Below are 19,568 nucleotides of genomic sequence, written 5' to 3'. Positions count from 1 at the left end.
ACAAATATCCAATTATGACTAAAAAAATTGAACAAAGCGAAGCTTGTTGGGAGAGACTAGATAAAAAAGATTATCTAGCTTTAACCCCGCAAGAACTGAAACGGGAATCGATCGGAATTCAAGCTTTAATTGATGAGGAAGGGCAAACACCAGAACAAAAAGCTGAATTGTTTTTTGAACAAGCTTTATTGTACGGCTATGCTGAAGAATATACAAAGGCGATCGCCTCCTACGACAAAGCCTTAGAAATCAAACCAGAGAACCACGAAGTCTGGTACAATCGAGGCTATGCACTGGGTAATTTAGGCAGGCTTGAAGATGCGATCGCCTCCTACGACAAAGCCTTAGAAATCACACCAGATGACTACGAAGCCTGGTATAGTCGGGGCTATACACTGAATGATTTAGGAAGGCTTGAAGATGCGATCGCCTCCTACGACAAAGCCTTAGAAATCAAACCAAATTATCACCAAGCCTGGTATAGTCGGGGCTATATACTGAATAATTTAGGCTGGCTTGAAGATGCGATTGCCTCTTACGAGAAAGCCTTAGAAATCAAACCAGATTATCACCAAGCCTGGGACAGCCGCGGTCTTGCATTGCATAATTTATGCCTGTTTGAAGATGCGATCGCCTCTTATGAGAAAGCCTTAGAAATCACACCAGATCTACACGAAGTATGGTACAATCGGGGCCTTGCACTCGGTAATTTAGGCAGGCTTAAAGATGCGATCGCCTCCTTCGACAAAGCCTTAGAATTCAAACCAGAGAACCACGAAACCTGGTACAATCGGGGCTATGCACTGGGTAATTTAGGTAGGCTTAAAGATGCAATAGCCTCCTACGACAAAGCCTTAGAATTCAAACCAGATAGAGATCGAGTCTGGTACAATATAAAAGATCTCAAATTTATCATCAGGCTTGCTGCTATGCGTTACAGAGTCAAATTGACCGAGCGATTGAGAATTTGCAGCAAGCCATCAATCTGAATCCTGACAAATACCGAGAAATGGCAAAAACTGACTCGGATTTTGACAGCATTCGATCGCATACTCGGTTTCAAGCCTTGATTCAAGGATAGATAGTTTGAGAGAATAATTAAGAGTGAGGTAAAAGATGACTCAACTAAATGTAACCGTAACCAATGACAGATTTCCCGAACTCATCGCCTATGTCGAGGATACTGGAGAACGAATTGTCATAGAACAGGAAGGAAGGGCGATCGCTGCTATTATTACTTATGCAGATTTCAAGCGACTGAAAGTCCTAGAAGCAGCCCTAATTGATAAAGCAAAACTACAAGAATATGAATGGCTAAAAGCTACGATCGCAAATCCAGCCTTTGATTCTCTGAGAGACTCAGCGGAAGATATCTACACTTTAGCTGATGGCTTGCCCTTCCACGACTCAGAATGGATTAAAACAGTAGCGATAGAGCCTAATTTTGGTTCGATTCTCGACCCTGAAAAAGACATTTAAATCTTGGGTGAGGTTTGTGATACCTGAGTGCGATCGCCCTTTTTACGCTTCTACGCAATTTATGAAAAAAAATAGTATTAATCTATACCTAAAAACAAGAAACTTGCGTATAATAGATTAGAAAAGGTTGAAAAAATTGCAGAGTTACTATAAAATTGCCATAAATAACCAAATATAGGCGATCGATCAATTGCGATCGACAGCGAAAACTTAATCAATATAAAGAAAAAGCGACAATTTTACAAAAAATAATGAGGTGAAACCCCTTGCAGAAATTAGCCAGCATAGAAAAGCAGATCGACTCGGGGGAACAATCCAGATCGGTCAACGCCCAAAAAGCTCAAACGCTGTACGATCGCGGTAACGCCCTAGAAACAATGGGACGCTTGTCAGCCGCGCTAGAATCGTGGTCAAAGGCGATCGAACTCGAACCAAAATTTTACGAAGCCTGGTACAACAAAGGCGTAGCCCTCAGAAAATTGGGACGGCTACCCGAAGCCATATTGGCCTACAACCAATCTTTAAAAATTCAACCAAACAATCCAGAAGCCTGGTACAATCGCGCCAACATTTTGCGGAAGATCGACAGACTCTCAGACGCCATCACCTCCTACGAACAGGCGATCAAACTCCAGCCAAACTATCACGAAGCTTGGACGAACCGCGGCAACACTCTGGTAAATTTGGAAAAATTATCAGAAGCGATCGACTCCTACGACAAAGCGATCGCCATCAAAGCAGACTACTCCGAAGCTTGGTACAATAGAGCGCTAGCCCTGAAAACCTCCGGCCAAAACACAGCGGCGATCGCCTCCTACGACAAAGCAATCGAACTAAAACCAGACTTGCATCAAGCCTGGTACAACCGCGCCGTCGCCCTAGCCGACGAAAAACTCTACCCCGAAGCCGTCGCCTCCTACGACAAAACCCTGCAACTGCGGCCGGATTCCCCCGAAGTCTGGAACAAACGCGGCACCGCGATCGCCCAAATGGGAAAATTTGAAACTGCGATTGCCTCCTGGGACAAAGCCCTCGCACTCAAGCCAGAGAATAGCGAAACCTGGTACAACCGCGGCCTGGCCTTGGCCAACTTACAGCGGTTTGAAGAAGCAATCGCCTCTTGGGACAAAACCGTAGAGTTGCAGCCAGAAAACACCGAAGCGTGGTACAACCGCGCCGTTGCCCTCAAAAAAATCCAACGATTTACCGAAGCCAGAGAGTCCTACGATAAAATCATCGCACTCAAACCCGACGACCCAAATCTTTACTATCAAAAAGCTTGCATTTACCTCCTAGAAAAAGCAGCAGGCGATGGTACAAACAACCCCGAAGCTTTAGCAACCATCACCAGCAAGGCGATCGAAAATCTATCAAGGGCGATCGAGCTCAATCCGAAGAAATACCGTGAACTCTGCCAGAATGACTCGAAATTGCGTACAATACGGGAAGAAGTGCGGTTTTTAGCTTGATTTCAGGGTAGCAATGATTGATGGATACCAATGCCGCACTGTAACCTTTTTAGGCAAAACAGTACCTCCAACGCCAATCATGCAAACCCTAGACAAAACTCAAGCAAAATTTGCTCAACTTGCAGCCCACCTCAGAGAAGTTACTGACATCGAATCAGCCTCGTCGCTGCTGCATTGGGATCAGGCGACTTATATGCCCGCCAAAGGTGCAACCGCCAGAGGCCGCCAGTTGGCCACTCTCAAACAAATATCCCACGAAAAATTTACTGACCCCAAAATAGGCGAACTCCTAGAAGACTTGCGTTTCTACGAACAAGCCCTCCCCTACGACTCCATCCCAGCCAGCCTGATCCGCATCGCCCGCAGAGACTACGATCGCGCCGCCAGAGTCCCCGCAGCCTTCATGTCCGCACTCTGCCGCCACCAAGCCGACTCCTACGAAGCTTGGGCCACAGCCAAAGCAGACAACAACTTCGCAAAAGTCGAACCCTATCTCGAAAAAACCCTAGAATTAAGTAGGCAATACGCCGACTTTTTCCCCGGATACGAACATATCGCCGATCCTTTGATCGATCGCAGCGACTACGGCATGAAAGTATCCCTGTTGCGCCCCCTATTCGCCCAACTGCGTCAAGAATTAGTCCCAATAGTCGAAGCGATCACCTCTCAACCCGTCGCCGACGACTCCTGCTTGCATCAATACTTCTCAGAAGCCCAGCAACTAGAATTCACCCGCACAGTCGTAGAACGGATGGGGTATGATTTCCAGCGCGGACGGCAAGACACCACCCTCCACCCCTTCATGACCAACTTCTCCATAGACGACGTGCGAATCACCACCCGCGTCTACGAAGATCATTTGGATCAAGCTTTGTTCAGCAGCATCCACGAAGCCGGACACGCCCTCTACGAACTCGGCAATTCCCCAGAATTTGAAGGTACGCTTCTGGCTGGCGGCATTTCCTCCGGCGTGCACGAAAGCCAGTCGCGGCTTTGGGAAAATTTGGTCGGGCGCAGCCGCGGTTTTTGGGAATGTTTTTACCCGCAACTCCAAGGCGTATTTTTGCGACAGTTGGGACAGGTATCCACTGACACATTTTACCGGGCAATTAACAAAGTCTCGCGATCGCTCGTCCGCACCGACGCCGACGAAGTAACCTACAACCTCCACGTCGCCATCCGCTTTGACCTAGAATTGGCAATGGTAGAGGGCAAACTTGCAGTCCGAGACCTCCCCGAAGCCTGGAACGAACGTTATAAAAGAGATCTCGGCGTTGTCCCCGCCACCGACAGCGATGGTGCGATGCAGGATGTTCACTGGTACGTCGGGACGATCGGCGGAATGTTCCAAGGTTACACCCTCGGCAACTTGATGAGCGCTCAATTCTACGAAACCGCAGTCAAAAGCAATCCCGAAATTACCGTACAAATAGAACAGGGAAACTTTACTCTACTCCACGACTGGCTCAAACAAAACATCTACCAGCACGGCCGCAAATACACTGCAGTTGAATTGATCGATCGCGTGACCGGTTCACCTTTAACTATCGATCCTTTTGTCCGCTACATTCGCCACAAATACGGGGAATTTTATGTCATTTGAGGGATAGTAATTTCTGATTGCAAACTTTACAATGAGATTAAAAAAAGTACCAGCCCCAAAAAATAGGGCGATACTCAGATAGTATCGCTCTATTTTTTAGGTCAAATAAAAAAAAATCAAATCAGGGGAGTGTGGCTTTCCAAAAGCCTGTCCGGCGAAATCTACCGGGTAATCGCCGACGGCCAAGGTATATTTGTTCAGCCGCCTTTATTTGAAGCTTTCGGCTTGACAATTCTCGAAGCAATGATTACCGGTATTCCGACTTTTGGGACTCAGTTTGGCGGCCTGCTGGAAATTATTCAAGATGGGGTAAATGGGTTTTATATCAACCAGACAAGCCACCAGGAAACTGCCCAAAAAATTCTCGATTTTTTATCGAAATGCGAACAAAATCCTAACTATTGGTATGAAATTTCAACGCGAGGAATTGACCTAGTTTACAGCACCTATACCTGGAAAATTCATACTAGCAGGCTGCTGACTCTGGCCAAGACTTACGGTTTTTGGAACTACTCGTCTCAGGAAAACCGCGAAGATATGCTCCGCTATATAGAAGAGCTGTTTTATCTGATTTACAAGCCGAGAGCGAAGGCTTTATTGGCAGAACACACGAACCGATAAGTGGCGATTTGGGATTTGTAGGGGCCGGTTGAGAGAAAAAAGTTGGCCTCGGAGCGATCGACTTTGTACAAAACCAGCTAGTAAAGATTTGTGAAGGAGAGCCGGTTTTGTACCGTAGGACTATTGCTAAGAAACCCAGTTTCTACGAAAATATTGACTCTGGTAACGAAACATCTCCTCAGAAACCCGGTTTCTAAGGAATAGCGCGAAACGGCCCCTACTTTCAATTCGTAACTTCCAACTAGCAACTTCTGACCGCTCCGGTCCCATTGCCGAATTTCTAAAGGCCTGGAAAGATATTTCTTAGAAAGCGATCCGGGTAATACAATGAGATTGAGAAACATGAAAACAGGGAAACCTTGTCAAACTTTACCAACAGGATGAAACTTATGCGTTTAACTACTGTTACGATTTTTAGCTTGCTAGCTCTGTTCGCTCCTGGGTTGACCAAAAAGGCAAATGCAGCCTTCGACTCCAAACCCTTTGTTCAGGAACAATACCGCAGAGACTTTGTGAGTCCCGCGGATCCTGGTGCGTCTACACAGCCGGAGGCAAATTCCCAAGGAGGTATGTTTAATAAGCCTTTTTATTCAGGGGAGCAGCAGCCTGTGAGAAAGGAAAAAACTATTTCGGCGGGAGCAGATGGGCCTGAAGTTGCGGCCATACAGCAGCGGTTGCAAGTTCACGGTTTTGCGATCGGGACGATCGACGGTTCCTACGGTTCTCGCACCAAATCGGCTGTGAGTGCTTTTCAGAAGTCTCAGCGTTTGAATTCCGACGGTATTGTGGATAAACAAACTTGGACTGCTTTAGCAGCAGATCCGGTGTCAGCTCCCGAAAGTTTGCAAAGCAATGCTGCACTTCCAAGCGACGATCGAGTTCAGAAGAGTGCTTCGGTTCCGACAAATCCTGCAACTGCTCTGACTAAAGGCGCGGCGGGTTCTAAGGTGAAGACGCTACAGGTGCGTTTGGAAATGCAGGGTTACGATCCGGGCCCGATTGACGGGATTTTTGGCACTCGCACTACTACGGCTGTCAAGAGCTTTCAGGAGTATAAGGGTTTGACGGTTGACGGCGTGGTTGACGAAATCACTTGGAAGGCGATCGGGCAAAACTAAGTGACGAGTTAAATATACGGAAAATTGCTGTGGCTATAATTCATGATTGAACCCGGTGTCCAAAAATAACCGGGTTTCTGGCTCTTGACGCATGGCTTTGTGCTGTGCTATGTTAGTTCGGTGTCAAAATGCGGATATGGCGAAATTGGCAGACGCGCCAGATTTAGGTTCTGGTTCCGAAAGGAGTGAAGGTTCAAGTCCTTTTATCCGCACTAAACTCAATGCTTTGTACATCAATAGTTTCAGGTTTGTTACGCCATTAAAACTTACGCTGTCCGCTCATCCTTCGCTCTTTTAGGTGCTAAGTATTTCCAAAAGCACCTCTATATCTGCCAAGTTTGCCCCGGACTTTTTGCGTCTGGCTTTCAACTGGTTGAGCAAGTCTGCCGGCTCTGGAAAATCCGCGTCGGTCGGAGCTGAGTTTTGATTTGCTTCCCGATCGGCGCGTTCTTTCTTGAGTTCTTGCCTCAGCATCTGAACTTCTAAAACCAAATCGCCGTTGCGCTCGTGTAACTGATTGAGTTCTGCATCCCACTCTGTAAGTTGCTTGTTGGCCGCTTTCAATTCCTGCCTGAGTGATTCATCGTTGCCGTCACTCAGGCACTCAATTTTCCCAAGCGTTCTTCAATCCCTGCTAATTTAGCCGCTAGCAGAGTGTCTAGCTTAGTGTCTAGCAAGTTGTCTAGCACTGGTTCGATGTCCGAAATTTCGGACACTTGTGTTTGATGTTGGGTTGTCGGCGCTGATACTGCCTGGTTGGCCGCTTGCTCTAAAGTTCGCACTACCCAAGCATTGACGCTCAAACCCTCTGCTGCTGCGACATCTTTAATGGTTTCGAGCAAGTCACGGCGACCGTCCAATCTCAAGTTAAGCTGGCATCTGTCTGTCATGTTTAGTACCTGTCTAGTGGTTGTCTAGTTATATGCTAGCGCTGTGTCTAGTGGTTGTCTAGTTATATGCTAGCGCTGTGTCTAGTGGTTGTCTAGTTATATGCTAGCACTGTGTCTAGTGGTTGTCTAGTAGGCTAACACCGAGTTGTTCCAGACGTTCTTCAATGGCAGCTATTCGTTGAATTAGTGGGGCAATACAATCGGCTACAGCCTTGTCTACAATGTCTACAACATTTGTAGACGCGACGCTATCATTGTTTCGTGTAGACAAATCTGTAGACAAGGTTGTAGACGGCACTGTAGATGTACCTGAGACTTCCTTGAGAATGCGTTGTGCTGCTTGATTAACCGACTCACCGTCTAACCTCTGAGCCTCTATCCAGTTTAGGAAGTGACCGGAAGCTCTAAACGATACGACTTGACTTTGACTCATTGTAGACACTTGTATACAGTATTTGTCTACAATAACAGGCAACTGTCTACACTGTCAACATTTTGTCTACAAGATTTGTAGACATGAAAATCCCCCAGTTAAGGGGGATAAAGTTTAGCCGTCAATTGTCAGTCAGCGGCTAAATTTTCCGCAGGTTACAGAAGAGCATTGAGATTACCCGTCCGCCCTTCATGCCGTCGCGCTCTTGCCAGTCAACCTTGCAACCGATGCTCGTGTGAATCTCAACGATGCGACCGTGCCAGTTATAGCTAATGTCCTCTGGATTGTTACCAGCCACTTCGTCTCCGAGTCTGAATGCTTTGATGGGGTCAGAGCAGGGAATGCCGGTGAGTTTTGTCAGTTTTTGTCTTTGAGACAGGGTGAGTTTTGACAAAGAATTGCATAACTCCAAAAGAAGTGAGTTTTCGTCCTCAGCATCCTCAGCAGCTCTCTGTGTAAGGGTTACTGCCTCAGCACCATCCTCAGCAGAATTTTTTTGCTGAAGCAGTGCTGAGGATGAAAGTACCGTAGAGTCAAGTGCTGAGGATGCTGAGGATGATTTTTTACTTATTTTGGAATTTTGTTTGCAGATACCAAGATAGTAAGCTTCACCCATCATTCGCTGAGACTCGAAGCCCCTTTCTGTGTGTCGATGTTTTTGCAATCTAGGGAACAACTCACTGAACCGCGCAAACACTTGGTTGATAGCCTTTACAGGAGTATCGCGCCCCGGCAACTCGTTCCAAACCAATTTTTCCTTCTCACCCTCAATCTCAAGAATGCCAGCCTCTACATACCAATCCCGCAACTCTTGCCACAAGTCCTTGGCATAAACGCGCTCACCTTGGCCGGCCTCATATCCCATATCTCTGACAAACTGCCACAGATGCTGAGACTTTTCCTGAGCTTCCCGTAAAGCTGCGTCACTAGAGCCGTAATTAATCCCCTCAGCCAGCAGCAACGGTATCCGCTCCAGCATCCTGTTGAGAAGTGCCGGCGCAATCCGTTCCAAAATAAAATTGGGGTCTTCTTTGAACCGAGGGTCAGCTTCTAACTGGCCCTTCCCAGAGTCAGCCCCAACCGCGTAAGTTTTCTTGAAGCTCAAAATGCAGTAACGACTCCTGATAGCCTCTGCATCACTGCTGATACTTGGCAAAACATTGCAGTTAGCAAGGAATATAGCCTCTGGCTTGTACGGATACTCGCCACGCCCCTTGTGCTCAATTGTCAGCTCATCGCCCGTGATGAACTGCTTGAGACTTTGCAGCTTATCCAGTTTCACCGCGTCTGCGTTTTCGCTAGACCAGTTGCACAAAGAATTCTCCAGGCCAGCAAGAGGAAACTTTCTCCCGCTGTCATAAACCTGAAAGTCCTTTAAGCTTTTGCCTGTCACACCCCGTCCCAACACCGCCACCAAAGCAGTCCGCAAAGTATCCTTACCGTTACTGCCATCGCCGTGACAAAGCAGTCCTTTAACCCGCGACATCTTCAGGCGAGCCAGCGGTAGACACAGTGCAGCAGCAACCGTTCTAAGGAAAATTTCACGCTGTTGTGGTTCCAGACACTCTAAAAGGCGATCGCAATCTACGGGGCTAATACTGGAGTCGTATTTGCCACCAATGTAGGTGTAGACCTGCTTAGGATTGTGCGGGGCAAAAGTATGGGAACCATCGGGATTAATCCTGAGAACCCCGTTAGAGCAGTTCAGACCCGGCGGGTTCACGGCATCAATCTCTACCGCCAAACCTGCAACCACCCAGTCGTAAACCTGATTAATGCTGGCAGAGCTGGCACGGTTGCAGCGGTATACGCCCTTAACGTTCTCAAAATAGGTACTGAGCCAATCACGGATACGGCGTTTTTCCGAAGGTTCCGACCGCAGTTGATAATAACCGTCGGCAAATTGGTAAATTTGACCCGCAATCGACACCCAATGCCCCTCAGAGTACAGTGAAGCCTCCGCCTTTTGGACGTAACTAAGCTCTGGAGGCGTTGCTATATCAGGGATGTAGTCATTTGCACTACTGTCATACTTCTGGCATACTACATCTTCTCGCGTATGCGCGTGAGAGGTAAGAAATTTATTAGGGGTTAAAGCAGCTTTTTTGCGATCGCTTTTTTTGAGCTGTTTCTCCCATTTGTCTAGGGTTGGCGCGTTCGCTACAGCCTCTTTGAAGGCATCGCCACCGTTAGCTTTGATAAAGTCATCCATCCCTTTGAATTGGGCATCCCAAGTTGTTATGTAGACCTCGCATCCGCGTTCTTCTAGCAAGCGGCCAAGCTTCAAAATGGCTGCACGGCAAGATGAGTTGCCCGCATAGTCAGAATCAAAGTCTATGTAGTGAACAGTTTCGGGTTGCACCCAGTTTTCAACCTCTTTTGCTAGTTGCCCGTCTTTGCCCCAGTTCCAAACTCCTGTCAAAGCAATGGTTGCTAAGCCGATGCTCAGTCCAGAGCCAGCCTTTTTAACCCCTTCTGTCCAGTGCCGGGGAACAGAGAGGTCGTTGCGAGTCTTGAACCAGTAATCTCTGTCTGGCATGGCTAGAAAGATTGCGTCGGGTTCAGTCCCTGATGCTGTTAGGTATTTGCGCGGTTTTTGCCCTTCTGGTTGGTGCGGCTTGTCCGGCTTGCCCTGTCCGTAGCGGTTCCCTGTTTTTACCCCAGTGCGCCAGTTGATGCTGCGACACCACCAACCACCTGTTTTGATTGGTTCTTTGGGCTGGATGCGTTCGTTGAGTTCTTTTGCTGTTAGCGATTCGATATTGAGACGGGCGATCGCTTCTGATACGGCTGAACCTTCAACCCACTCGGCGAGGTGTTTGGGGCTGATGAAGGTTGAATTTTGGGATGCAGAATTTGACCCATTGGGGTATGATGAATTCATGAATTTACCGCCCTAAAAAGCGGGTTTAGTACCAAAAGCCGTTGCAGCATCAGAGTCCAATTTGAAGAGCAGCGGTTTTTTGGTGTTTACTTGAATTTTTAAAAGCTTGAAGCACGAATTGGAACGAGCTTTATATCGTTGAAAGGCAAGACTATAAATTGTTTTGCTTCCTTTCCCTATCCGATAAAAAGCCAGTTATCTCGTGCAAATGAGAATCGAATCTAGCTCAATGTGTGAGTCGTATGCACTCACGGCGCTTATCACCGGGCCGTCTGTTTACCGGGTTTTAACCCGCCCCTCCTAACAACCTACTTTGGGAGATTCCCGGATTCATACAGCCGAACTGGTACAAATCGCGCCTACTCTTTCTCTTGTCAAAGCATTTCATGGGCTGCCTACCGGATGCACCTCAATTGCTCAAGGTTAGGGTTCCACCAATTTGAATCGTACATCTTGCCGGAGAGTTGCGGCTATTTTTCCGAAGTTCCGGCGGAGTCTGTGCAACTTCGGCAAGCAAGCTCTGCGGAACATCGAAAAAATCCCGCTCGTAAAGAAACCCAAGAGCTTAAAGAAGGAATCAAGTAGTCAAAAAACACATCACAATAGATGATAAATTGTTTATTATCTATTTTTTGCTAATTATTAACTAACATTATCTATTAAGCTTTTTTTCTACTTGTTAAAGAGTGTACCGGGTATTACTCGGTTCCGGTTGCCTGCGGCGCCTTAAATTCTGGGTGTCGCGGCCGGGGGGCAGACCCTAAACCAGCCCCCCCCGGCCCGCGTTTTCATTCTTCTTTTTCCTCCTTAATAAATGGAAGTAAGTATTCATACTCAGCCTTTGCGTTGCGGTAAGCTTGACTGCTACCGGGGCTCACACCCCAAATTTCTTTGAGGATTTTATTTTTGCCGTGGAGGCCTTTGACGTGACATTGCAGAATTGATTCGATTTGTTCGCGCTCCCTAGCAGATAAATTCACGACTGCCAGTTCGCTAGAATCGGCAGAAGTCTTTTGAATCAACAGTTCTAGTGATTCTTTTATCGAATTGAGTTCTGTCTCGTTTGCGCGTCCTGTTCGCTGATTCGTGTTGAGAATTTCCTCAGCTTCTATGCGCCGTTGCTGTTCGGAGACATAAATCTCTGTTGCGAGTTCATCTGCGACATCAGCGTTAATTGCCGCGTTTTTCATTGCCTCGAATTCCTCAACTTGGTTGAGTTTGACGGCAACCCTGCGAGCTTCAAAGCAGCAAGCCCAGGAGCCGATTAAGGCCAATCCTGTAGTCAAGTTGTGCAAAGGAATCTTTCGGCTGAGAATAAACGGTGGCGCTAGCCAAAGGGTGAAACTCGAAACCGTCAGCACCGATATTTTTAAGAGCGACATATCATCACCCCCAATCCGATCGCCACGGCTGCAAATGCTAGACACAAAATGCCCTGCAAATCGAGCGCTTTGATTTTGAGCCGTGCAATCAGCCAATCGTCGAGCATCCAGCTCAGCATCCACAGCACAGCAAAAATTATGTAAGCAGCGCGGACGAGCGCCAAGGCTTGAGGATGCAAGGAAGCCAGCCAGCAGAAAAAGCTAGAGGCAACCGCAACCATCAAAAAATCGTTGAAAATTGCGATCGCCTTTGTCATGGTTTCGCCCCTTGCAATTTGGCTCTAATTTCGCCGATGCGAGTTTCAGCATTGCTGGCCGCTTGGTCGAGACTCATTCCAAGCCGAGCATAGGCAGGGCGTTGAGCGTGTAAGTGTTTGCCAAGTCGAGCATCAGCGCGCTTTTTAACGAGTTCGTTGTCAGCCACCACGCCTTCATACTTGCGGTGGTACTTGTGAACTTTTGCATCAGCTTCTTCAATCTTCCCCGCAGCTTCATAACCGCGCTTGGATTGTCTGGCTCCCTCGGTCTTTTGCTTGGCAAGCTCTTTCATTGCATCCGCTTCTTCTTCGGTGAAATAGCGAGGCTTCTGAATGATGGGAACCGAGCGCTCGCCTGCTGCAAATTTACCGGGGTTTAACGGGCTGATTGCATCCGCTGAGGTGGCGGCCATCACTTTATTTTTGTCGATTGCGTGTGTTCCGTCGTGGACAATTCCACCGCCGGACTGGGTAGCAGCTTGATTGCTACCACCGCTCAACAGTTTTTGCATGAGTCCCATTACTTTGCTGCTCCGATTTGAATGTTGATGCGAACTGGGGGAAACAGATTGAGAGGATTGATTTGTCGCCACATTGACATTGCCAGCACAAAGACCCCCGCCGATGCGAGTACAAGTGCGATGAGTTGAGAAAAATCAACCCATTCTAAAAAGTTGGTGGAAGTCTGGCGGGTAAAGTCGCAGACGGGGAAGGAACCGTCGTTAGTCCAGCCAGTGTCTACACTGTCTACAGCTACTGTATTAAAGGATTCAGGTATTGTGTCTGCAGTGTCTACAACATTGAGAGTAATGTCTACAGTGTCTACACTGTCTAGTGATTCGCCGTCAACAAGATAAAGCTCTAGCAGCGCTTCCCATGTGGAAGTCTTGGAAAGCTTCCCAAACTGCTTTGCGTCTTCGTTGGTGAAACCGCGCTCGAAAGCGATCGCCTTGAGTTTGTCAATGCGGCGGTAATGTACGGGAGGCTCAGTCATGGCTAGCCCCCGCACCCGGAAACGTTAAGTGTTGCGATCGCCTCTTGGGACAATCGGCTGAATGTGGCATTATATTTAGGCTCCAAACGTTGCTGATAAACGGTTTGGGGAAGTCGTGACTTGGTTAGCGGTGGTACGCTAGTCAGTCGCGCATCAAATCTTCCTTAGTTACATACGATCGCAGTTTCACAGCCATCTGTCAACACAGAGACTGTAAACTTTTGTTTCCAATTATTCGGCAAGCAACTCTATCACTTCGTCGGGAGTAATGCCGTAAATAGCAGCCAATAATCTAATACATTGTGCGTCGCTTCCTATTTGCTTGAGCACCTGAATAGCACTACTCAAAGGAATAGCTTCCTTTGTAAATCGAGTCAATAAATCAATTGTCGTTTTGGTATTAGCTCGCTTCTTGTAAGTGCCTTCGTTCATCTGCGTTGAATGTCCCAAATTTTTGGCTCTCGTCTCCTGAGACATCCCAGCCATCTGACCATTAAGATTAGCCAAATGACGTAAAGCGTGAGACTGAGTAAAACCTTTATTCCATCTTTTCAAAGTAGTCCAAGCACGGCGACTGTATATGCCAGCAATTGTTTTGGGACTATCTGACAATAAACAGATTTCAGGTGGTTTACCCGACTTGATTCCTAAACGCTCTATTAAGTCAGGATGAGTCGGTGCTAACATCGGTACGCACAGTCGGTAGCCAGTCTTAGTCGTTGTATCTAGTGATGTTTTGTCGCCCACTACAGCAATCATTCTCACGTTGTCTGGCTCGGTCAGTGCCTGAATAATAATTCCATCCTCTGTCTTAAATGATTTGTCAATGTTTTGAATAGCAAAGACTTCGTGTACTCGAAAACCATACACCACTTGCATTGAGAACACCCATAACCAACAGCGTCGCTGCTCTAAATTGTATCGTTTATTGCCAAGAGGGACATCTAAAACATCTTCACAGAATTTAATAAATTCGTCAATGGATACTGATTGCAGGTCTTTTCTAAACTCCGTTTGTCTTCCGTCAATCTCCTTGAGATGAGCGAGTATATCAGTATTGCCGATAACTTCAGCTAACTTTTTCATGGCACACAAGCAGTTTTTAAAACATTTACTGCCTTGTTTTTTACTATTGATTACCGACAGAATATCCGTTAAGTTGACAACCGTATTCCGTGGTAAAAGCTTGTAATCGTGACCGTAAACGGCATCCCAAGTATTCTGCTGACTGATACTATTTTTGTCGCGCTGTTGACGGCGTTTAGTACGTCCATCCCAGTAATCTTTCTCTACTTTTGCTATCGCATCACCAAACGTCATCAAATCATTTTTGATGATATTTTTTTCTAGAATCGTATCATCGTACCACGCTAAAAACTGAGACTCACTAGAGAACGAGCTTAGAGCATTAGCGACTAAATGAGCTTTTCTCGTAGCGTCAGTAATACCCTGCATCGTCAGATAGCACCCGCAGGTTTTGTTGACCCGCTTGTTACCTAACTTGAACTGAAGCGTTATGTAACCCCCACTAGCTTTGCTGTCTCTTTTGAGTCCTACTCCTTTAGGGCATTCCTTCTGGGCTTGCTTGAAATAGTCCAAAATCCGCTCGTAGCCGATAAGGTAGTCGGCGGTAGTATTTGTTGTGACTGAATTAAACTTTTCGCTCATCTTTCGCTCCCAGCTCTAAAATGTTGAGTTTGCTTGCTGTATAGACCATACATCAAGTAGCTCAGTCTTCGCTCAAGTGCAAGACAGGACTTTCAGAGTGAGTAGAGAAAAGCGCTAGGACGGCGGAAAATCGTAATTTGAAGCCTAAGTGTTAATTCAAGTCCTTTTATCCGCACTACTCTTAACGCTTTGTTCCGGCGCGAACATCTTCCCAAATTCGATCGGGATTTAAGCTCAATTCGTGCACTTGATATTTTTCCAGAAATGCACCGAGAGATTCTCCAAAGCTAAGTTCGAGATAGTGCGGTTGTTTGCGGCGTTGAATGTATTCGCGCAAGGCGATTTCAACTAAGGTTTCCAGCGAATTTTCTCATTGTAGTTCGATCGCCTCTTGTAGCAGTGCCGTATCCACATTCAGGCTGGTCATCATTGGCTTTCATCTTTTAACCGTTGTTTTAATCATACGATCGCCACCCGGAAGAAATCGATCGTATTATTATTGATGCAGTTAATCGACAAAGCGACGGATGAGGGCGAGACAAAATTGGATTTGCCGAGTTTGGAGTTGGAGGAATTGCCGCCGGAGATTGGCAAGTGCACTGGGCTTGAGACTTTGGTGTTGGGGGAAATTTGCTATGATAGTTTGAGCGATCGCACTATTCTACATTGCGTAAATTATCAGCTATGAACATTCAGTTGGTTGACTCCTTAATTCAAGTCATTGAGTCGCTGACACCTGAAAAGAGTTTGCTGTTTCAAGAAAAACTCTCAGCTAGGGCGATTCAGAGTACGCCTGGAGTGTGTGGAGGATATGCCCGAATTCGCAACACCCGCATTCCTGTTTGGACGCTGGTTTCGCTTCACCAACAGGGGGCTGATGAGGCGGAATTACTTCGGAATTATCCAGGTTTATCCGATCGCGATTTAGAGAATGCTTGGCGTTATTACGATCGCCACCGCGCAGAAATCGATCGCATTATAGTTTCTCATCAAACCGAATAGTAGAATAGTAGATAGCTAAAAGAGGGATTTTAGATATGGAAATGAATCAGTATTTTGATTTCTTAGCACCGGATGATATTCGGATTAAAGGACATCGCATCGGGATTGAGACCGTGCTGTATGAATATTTGCATCGGGAACGCACCCCAGAAGAAATTCAGCAATTCTATCCATCTCTAACTTTAGCAGAAGTTTACACAACTATTTTGTATTATTTGCTAAACAAGGAATCAGTAAGTAGATATATACAAGATTGGTTGGAATGGTCGCATCAGCAGCGAAAAATGCAAGCAACAAATCCGCATCCGGCTGCGGAAAGATTGCGAAAATTGAAGGCTGAACGGGAAAGTCAAACTGCAATCCAGGATACTTGAGAAATGGCGCTTAAATATTTGATGGATGAGAATGTTACGCCAATTTATGCTACACAACTTCGCCGGAAACGCCCCGATTTAGTAGTTTGGGCAGTGGGCGACATTGGTACACCTCCGAAAAGCACTCTCGATCCAGATATTTTGATTTGGTGTGAGGATAATGGTTTTATTTTAGTCACCAACAACCGCAAGTCAATGCCCGTCCATCTGGCAGATAATATGTCTGCTTTCAGCCATATTCCAGGAATTTGAGTTTTGAACTCAGATTTAAGTATTGGGCAAAATATTGAGGAATTAATTTTGATTGCTGATGGTTCGTTTGATAACGAATACCAACATCAGATCGTCCATCTCCCATTAACATAAACAGGACTGATGCACGAGTGGTCAGAAACCGGGTTTTTGCCAGAATTCTTGGTGATAGCGTAGAAACCCGAAAAAACCCGGTTTCTTAGATGACGCGCGGGCAATTCCCCATCAACCAAAAAATCCTGTCACAATAAAATGAAGACTACGGGGAGACAAAAGATATGACGAGAGAGGAGTTGTTGCAGTTAATCGACAAAGCGGCTGATGAGGACCAGACAGAATTGGATTTGGCAGGGTTGGGGTTGGAGGAATTGCCGCCGGAGATTGGCAAGTGCACGCAGCTTGAGTCGTTGGTGTTGGTGAAATTCGATCAGGAAAAACGAAAATGGGTTGGAAATAAGCTAACTGAGTTTCCTGATGTTGTTCTTCAATTAACCAACTTAAAAATACTTAACCTCAATAACAATCAGATTACCTCCATCCCAGAGGCGATCGCCCGACTATCAAATCTAACATGGCTTAGCCTCGATAACAATCAGATTACGGTCATCCCAGAGGCGATCGCCCGACTATCGAATCTAACATCGCTTAGCCTCAGTAGCAATCAGATTACGGTAATCCCAGAGGCGATCGCCCGACTATCGAATCTGACAATGCTTAACCTCGGTGGCAATCAGATTACCGTCATCCCAGAGGCGATCGGGCAACTGTCGAATCTGACAATGCTTCTCCTCCATACCAATCAGATTACCGCAATCCCAGAGGCGATCGGGCAACTGTCGAATCTGACAGTTCTTAACCTAATTGGCAATCAGATTACGCTAATCCCAGAGGCGATCGGCCAACTGTCGAATCTGACACAGCTTTACCTCTGGAACAATCAGATTACGCTAATCCCAGAGGCGATCGGGCAACTGTCGAATCTGACAGTTCTTGACCTAATTGGCAATCAGATTACGGTAATCCCAGAGGCGATTCGTGGCATGGAGAAGCTCGAAAAACTGCACTTGAAGAGTAATCCGCTCCCGATTCCTCCCGAAATCCTCCAAGACGATTTGCGAACCATCCTCGACTTCTACTTCCAAACCCGCAATCCCAACGACACCGAAGAACTCTACGAAGCCAAACTGCTCATCGTCGGCGAAGGCGAAGCCGGAAAAACCACCCTCGCGAAAAAACTCCTCAACTCCGACTACAAACTCCAAGAACAAGAACCCTCCACCGAAGGCATTGATGTCAGCCGCTGGGAATTCCCATACAACGGCAAAACCTTTCGCGTCCACATCTGGGACTTCGGCGGACAGGAAATCTACCACGCCACCCACCAATTCTTCCTCACCGAACGTTCCTTCTACATTCTCCTAGTCGATAACCGCCGCGAAAACCCCAACCTCTCCTACTGGCTGAGCATCATCGAACTCCTCAGCAGCGCCAGTCCCGTCCTTCTCGTCCACAACGAAAAACAAGACCGCTGCTGCGACATCAACGTCTCCCAACTGCGCGGCGACTTTGCCAATTTAAAAGAATCCCTCAACACCAACCTCGCCCACAATCGCGGACTCGATGAACTCCAATGCTACCTGCAAAAAAACATCACCCAACTCAACCACGTCGGCATCCCCATCCCCAGGCCCTGGGCAAACGTCCGTCATGTCCTGGAAAACTACGCCCGAAGCAGAAACTACATTGATATCCATGAGTTCTACGACATCTGCGCCAGCCAAGGCTTTGACAAATCCGACCAACGCACGATGCTGAGTATGAGCAAATACCTGCACGACCTTGGTATTATCCTCCACTTCCAAAAAGATCCTGACACTAAGAAAGAATCTATCCTCCAGAACCTAGTCATCCTCCGTCCCGAATGGGCAACCAATGCCGTCTACAAAGTCACCCATAACGAACAAGTCATCGCCAATTACGGACACTTCACCGACGAAAACCTCAGCGAAATCTGGAGTGACGACGAATACGACTACCTTCACGACAAGCTACTCCAGCTCATGAAAAGCTTCAAAATCTGTTACGAAATCGGCCAATCGGGACACTACATCGCCCCGCAACGTCTCCCTCTCGAACCGCGCAACTATGACTGGGATGACAGCGACAACCTAATCGTGCGCTACGAATACGAGTTTATGCCCAAAGGCATCATCACCAGGCTGATTGTAGAGATACACGGCTTGATTTGCCGGATAAAAAGTACCGATATTGTCTGGCGTGACGGCGTTGTCCTCACCGACAACTACGCCAAAGCCGAAGTCATCGAGAACTATCATCAACGAGAAATCCGCATCCGCGTATCTGGAACCCAGAAAAAATCTTTATTAGACAAAATCCGCCACGAACTCTGGAAAATTCATGCTACTTACGATAAACGCCTAAAATATCAAGAATTCATCCCTTGCAATTGTGCCAAATGCAAAGGTAGCCAAAATCCTCATCTCTATGCCTTTGATAACTTGCGCCGCCGTTTGGACAATCGGAAGTACACAGTGGAATGTGAAATATCCTACGAGAATGTGAATGTGCGGGGCTTAATGGACGATTTTCCCGACTATTCCCGCCAATGGGAACAAGAGCGACTTTCTGGAATCGATCGATTTGATTCGGTAGAGTCTTCTAGAGCGCAGCAAAATATTTACAACGTACACTTAAACATGAACCCCGAACAAAAGACTGAAACTTCTGCCAAAACCAACAACTTCAACGGCCCGATGTCCGGTGTTATCGGCAGCGACAACGCCGAAGTTAATAACAGTCAATTTATTCTAAACAATAACGCGAATACCGCGGAAATTCTAAAACTGATTTCATCGATGCGTGAAACCGCCGCCCAATTTCCTGAAGACGAGCGCGAAGAAGTGTTGACGGAAATTGACAACGTGGAAGCACAACTAAATAAACCCCAAGACAAGCGCAATATGAAACTGATTGCCAAAAAATTGGGTGTTATTTTGGCGATCGCGGCGGGCATTGCTGGTCCGATCGCAAATATGACCGATTTTACCAACAATGTAACTGATTTAGCTGAAAAAGCCAATGTCCAAATCCAGTTACCATCGGCACGGTAAATAAAACTGGG

Annotated in this window: 22 protein-coding genes and 1 tRNA gene; 13 read left to right on the top strand and 10 right to left on the bottom strand. The window is 46.8% G+C overall.

Features of this window, described 5'->3' with window-relative positions; translation table 11 throughout:
• The first annotated feature begins 14 nt into the window (after window positions 1–14).
• The 8 genes from QT998_RS10810 (at window position 15) to QT998_RS10780 (ending at window position 6,502) form a co-directional block, all read left to right on the top strand.
• Window positions 15–989: a tetratricopeptide repeat protein gene (locus tag QT998_RS10810; RefSeq protein ID WP_333114575.1), complete on the top strand. Its 975-nt coding sequence runs from the start codon at window positions 15–17 to the stop codon at window positions 987–989.
• Window positions 968–1,081: a TPR end-of-group domain-containing protein gene (locus tag QT998_RS27470; protein WP_442921540.1), complete on the top strand. Its 114-nt coding sequence runs from the start codon at window positions 968–970 to the stop codon at window positions 1,079–1,081. Before QT998_RS10810 ends, QT998_RS27470 begins: the two co-directional genes overlap by 22 nt.
• 35 nt (window positions 1,082–1,116) lie before the next feature.
• Window positions 1,117–1,479, top strand: a complete 363-nt coding sequence (locus QT998_RS10805; protein ID WP_333114572.1) for a type II toxin-antitoxin system Phd/YefM family antitoxin — start codon at window positions 1,117–1,119, stop codon at window positions 1,477–1,479.
• Between the two features lie 266 nt (window positions 1,480–1,745).
• Window positions 1,746–2,948, top strand: a complete 1,203-nt coding sequence (locus QT998_RS10800; protein ID WP_333089443.1) for a tetratricopeptide repeat protein — start codon at window positions 1,746–1,748, stop codon at window positions 2,946–2,948.
• Window positions 2,949–3,027: 79 nt separating this feature from the next.
• Window positions 3,028–4,551, top strand: a complete 1,524-nt coding sequence (locus tag QT998_RS10795) for a carboxypeptidase M32 (protein WP_333089528.1) — start codon at window positions 3,028–3,030, stop codon at window positions 4,549–4,551.
• Between the two features lie 129 nt (window positions 4,552–4,680).
• On the top strand, window positions 4,681–5,172 hold the full coding sequence (locus QT998_RS10790) for a glycosyltransferase (RefSeq protein WP_442921960.1): 492 nt from the start codon (window positions 4,681–4,683) through the stop codon (window positions 5,170–5,172).
• A gap of 389 nt (window positions 5,173–5,561) precedes the next feature.
• On the top strand, window positions 5,562–6,290 hold the full coding sequence (locus tag QT998_RS10785; protein WP_333089445.1) for a peptidoglycan-binding domain-containing protein: 729 nt from the start codon (window positions 5,562–5,564) through the stop codon (window positions 6,288–6,290).
• 130 nt (window positions 6,291–6,420) lie between these two features.
• A tRNA-Leu gene (locus QT998_RS10780) sits at window positions 6,421–6,502 on the top strand.
• A gap of 82 nt (window positions 6,503–6,584) precedes the next feature.
• Here the strand turns inward: QT998_RS10780 and QT998_RS10775 are convergent.
• The 10 genes from QT998_RS10775 to QT998_RS10730 all read right to left on the bottom strand — a co-directional run bounded on the left by QT998_RS10775 (window position 6,585) and on the right by QT998_RS10730 (window position 15,135).
• Entirely contained in the window at window positions 6,585–6,854 is a 270-nt protein-coding gene (locus tag QT998_RS10775; protein WP_333114569.1) for a flagellar alpha dynein, read from the bottom strand.
• Window positions 6,855–6,886: 32 nt separating this feature from the next.
• Window positions 6,887–7,180 carry a hypothetical protein gene (locus QT998_RS10770; RefSeq protein ID WP_333114567.1) on the bottom strand — a complete coding sequence of 98 codons (294 nt, stop codon included), beginning with the start codon at window positions 7,178–7,180 and terminating at the stop codon, window positions 6,887–6,889.
• A gap of 115 nt (window positions 7,181–7,295) precedes the next feature.
• The gene (locus QT998_RS10765) at window positions 7,296–7,613 is read right to left on the bottom strand and encodes a hypothetical protein (RefSeq protein ID WP_333114564.1); all 318 of its coding nucleotides are present in this window, start codon (window positions 7,611–7,613) and stop codon (window positions 7,296–7,298) included.
• A 139-nt stretch (window positions 7,614–7,752) separates the two neighbouring features.
• Entirely contained in the window at window positions 7,753–10,497 is a 2,745-nt protein-coding gene (locus tag QT998_RS10760) for a DUF3854 domain-containing protein (protein WP_333114561.1), read from the bottom strand.
• Window positions 10,498–11,285: 788 nt separating this feature from the next.
• Entirely contained in the window at window positions 11,286–11,924 is a 639-nt protein-coding gene (locus QT998_RS10755) for a hypothetical protein (RefSeq protein ID WP_333114559.1), read from the bottom strand.
• Window positions 11,867–12,136 (bottom strand): hypothetical protein, encoded by a 270-nt coding sequence (locus tag QT998_RS10750; RefSeq protein ID WP_333114558.1) that lies wholly within the window; start codon window positions 12,134–12,136, stop codon window positions 11,867–11,869. Before QT998_RS10750 ends, QT998_RS10755 begins: the two co-directional genes overlap by 58 nt.
• The gene (locus tag QT998_RS10745) at window positions 12,133–12,657 is read right to left on the bottom strand and encodes a hypothetical protein (protein ID WP_333114556.1); all 525 of its coding nucleotides are present in this window, start codon (window positions 12,655–12,657) and stop codon (window positions 12,133–12,135) included. The genes QT998_RS10750 and QT998_RS10745 overlap by 4 nt, the downstream gene beginning before the upstream one ends.
• The gene (locus tag QT998_RS10740) at window positions 12,657–13,130 is read right to left on the bottom strand and encodes a hypothetical protein (protein ID WP_333114554.1); all 474 of its coding nucleotides are present in this window, start codon (window positions 13,128–13,130) and stop codon (window positions 12,657–12,659) included. The genes QT998_RS10745 and QT998_RS10740 overlap by 1 nt, the downstream gene beginning before the upstream one ends.
• A 231-nt stretch (window positions 13,131–13,361) precedes the next feature.
• Window positions 13,362–14,798: a hypothetical protein gene (locus tag QT998_RS10735; protein WP_333114552.1), complete on the bottom strand. Its 1,437-nt coding sequence runs from the start codon at window positions 14,796–14,798 to the stop codon at window positions 13,362–13,364.
• A 181-nt stretch (window positions 14,799–14,979) separates the two neighbouring features.
• Window positions 14,980–15,135, bottom strand: a complete 156-nt coding sequence (locus QT998_RS10730) for a hypothetical protein (RefSeq protein ID WP_333114549.1) — start codon at window positions 15,133–15,135, stop codon at window positions 14,980–14,982.
• A gap of 165 nt (window positions 15,136–15,300) precedes the next feature.
• Between QT998_RS10730 and QT998_RS10725 the strand changes: the two genes are divergently transcribed.
• From QT998_RS10725 to QT998_RS10705, 5 genes are all read left to right on the top strand, one after another.
• Window positions 15,301–15,486 (top strand): hypothetical protein, encoded by a 186-nt coding sequence (locus tag QT998_RS10725; protein WP_194008509.1) that lies wholly within the window; start codon window positions 15,301–15,303, stop codon window positions 15,484–15,486.
• Entirely contained in the window at window positions 15,483–15,800 is a 318-nt protein-coding gene (locus QT998_RS10720; RefSeq protein WP_333089451.1) for a DUF433 domain-containing protein, read from the top strand. Before QT998_RS10725 ends, QT998_RS10720 begins: the two co-directional genes overlap by 4 nt.
• A gap of 41 nt (window positions 15,801–15,841) precedes the next feature.
• On the top strand, window positions 15,842–16,174 hold the full coding sequence (locus QT998_RS10715; RefSeq protein WP_442921538.1) for a DUF433 domain-containing protein: 333 nt from the start codon (window positions 15,842–15,844) through the stop codon (window positions 16,172–16,174).
• Window positions 16,175–16,177: 3 nt separating this feature from the next.
• Window positions 16,178–16,426 (top strand): DUF5615 family PIN-like protein, encoded by a 249-nt coding sequence (locus QT998_RS10710; RefSeq protein WP_333089455.1) that lies wholly within the window; start codon window positions 16,178–16,180, stop codon window positions 16,424–16,426.
• 278 nt (window positions 16,427–16,704) lie between these two features.
• On the top strand, window positions 16,705–19,557 hold the full coding sequence (locus tag QT998_RS10705; protein ID WP_333114546.1) for a COR domain-containing protein: 2,853 nt from the start codon (window positions 16,705–16,707) through the stop codon (window positions 19,555–19,557).
• Window positions 19,558–19,568: the final 11 nt, after the last annotated feature.

The organism is Microcoleus sp. S1D4 (assembly GCF_036700765.1).
GTDB lineage: Bacteria > Cyanobacteriota > Cyanobacteriia > Cyanobacteriales > Microcoleaceae > Microcoleus.
Note: the sequence above shows the minus strand (reverse complement) of the source record. Positions and strands in the feature narration are given on the sequence as shown.

Coding starts and splice junctions, on each gene's coding strand:
- QT998_RS10760 (WP_333114561.1), bottom strand. CDS start 10,497: ATGAATTCATCATACCCCAATGGGTCAAATTCTGCATCCCAAAATTCA.
- QT998_RS10715 (WP_442921538.1), top strand. CDS start 15,842: ATGAATCAGTATTTTGATTTCTTAGCACCGGATGATATTCGGATTAAA.
- QT998_RS10770 (WP_333114567.1), bottom strand. CDS start 7,180: ATGACAGACAGATGCCAGCTTAACTTGAGATTGGACGGTCGCCGTGAC.
- QT998_RS10805 (WP_333114572.1), top strand. CDS start 1,117: ATGACTCAACTAAATGTAACCGTAACCAATGACAGATTTCCCGAACTC.
- QT998_RS10745 (WP_333114556.1), bottom strand. CDS start 12,657: ATGGGACTCATGCAAAAACTGTTGAGCGGTGGTAGCAATCAAGCTGCT.
- QT998_RS10735 (WP_333114552.1), bottom strand. CDS start 14,798: ATGAGCGAAAAGTTTAATTCAGTCACAACAAATACTACCGCCGACTAC.
- QT998_RS10785 (WP_333089445.1), top strand. CDS start 5,562: ATGCGTTTAACTACTGTTACGATTTTTAGCTTGCTAGCTCTGTTCGCT.
- QT998_RS10765 (WP_333114564.1), bottom strand. CDS start 7,613: ATGAGTCAAAGTCAAGTCGTATCGTTTAGAGCTTCCGGTCACTTCCTA.
- QT998_RS10705 (WP_333114546.1), top strand. CDS start 16,705: ATGACGAGAGAGGAGTTGTTGCAGTTAATCGACAAAGCGGCTGATGAG.
- QT998_RS10725 (WP_194008509.1), top strand. CDS start 15,301: ATGCAGTTAATCGACAAAGCGACGGATGAGGGCGAGACAAAATTGGAT.
- QT998_RS10710 (WP_333089455.1), top strand. CDS start 16,178: ATGGCGCTTAAATATTTGATGGATGAGAATGTTACGCCAATTTATGCT.
- QT998_RS10750 (WP_333114558.1), bottom strand. CDS start 12,136: ATGACAAAGGCGATCGCAATTTTCAACGATTTTTTGATGGTTGCGGTT.
- QT998_RS10740 (WP_333114554.1), bottom strand. CDS start 13,130: ATGACTGAGCCTCCCGTACATTACCGCCGCATTGACAAACTCAAGGCG.
- QT998_RS10720 (WP_333089451.1), top strand. CDS start 15,483: ATGAACATTCAGTTGGTTGACTCCTTAATTCAAGTCATTGAGTCGCTG.
- QT998_RS10795 (WP_333089528.1), top strand. CDS start 3,028: ATGCAAACCCTAGACAAAACTCAAGCAAAATTTGCTCAACTTGCAGCC.
- QT998_RS10810 (WP_333114575.1), top strand. CDS start 15: ATGACTAAAAAAATTGAACAAAGCGAAGCTTGTTGGGAGAGACTAGAT.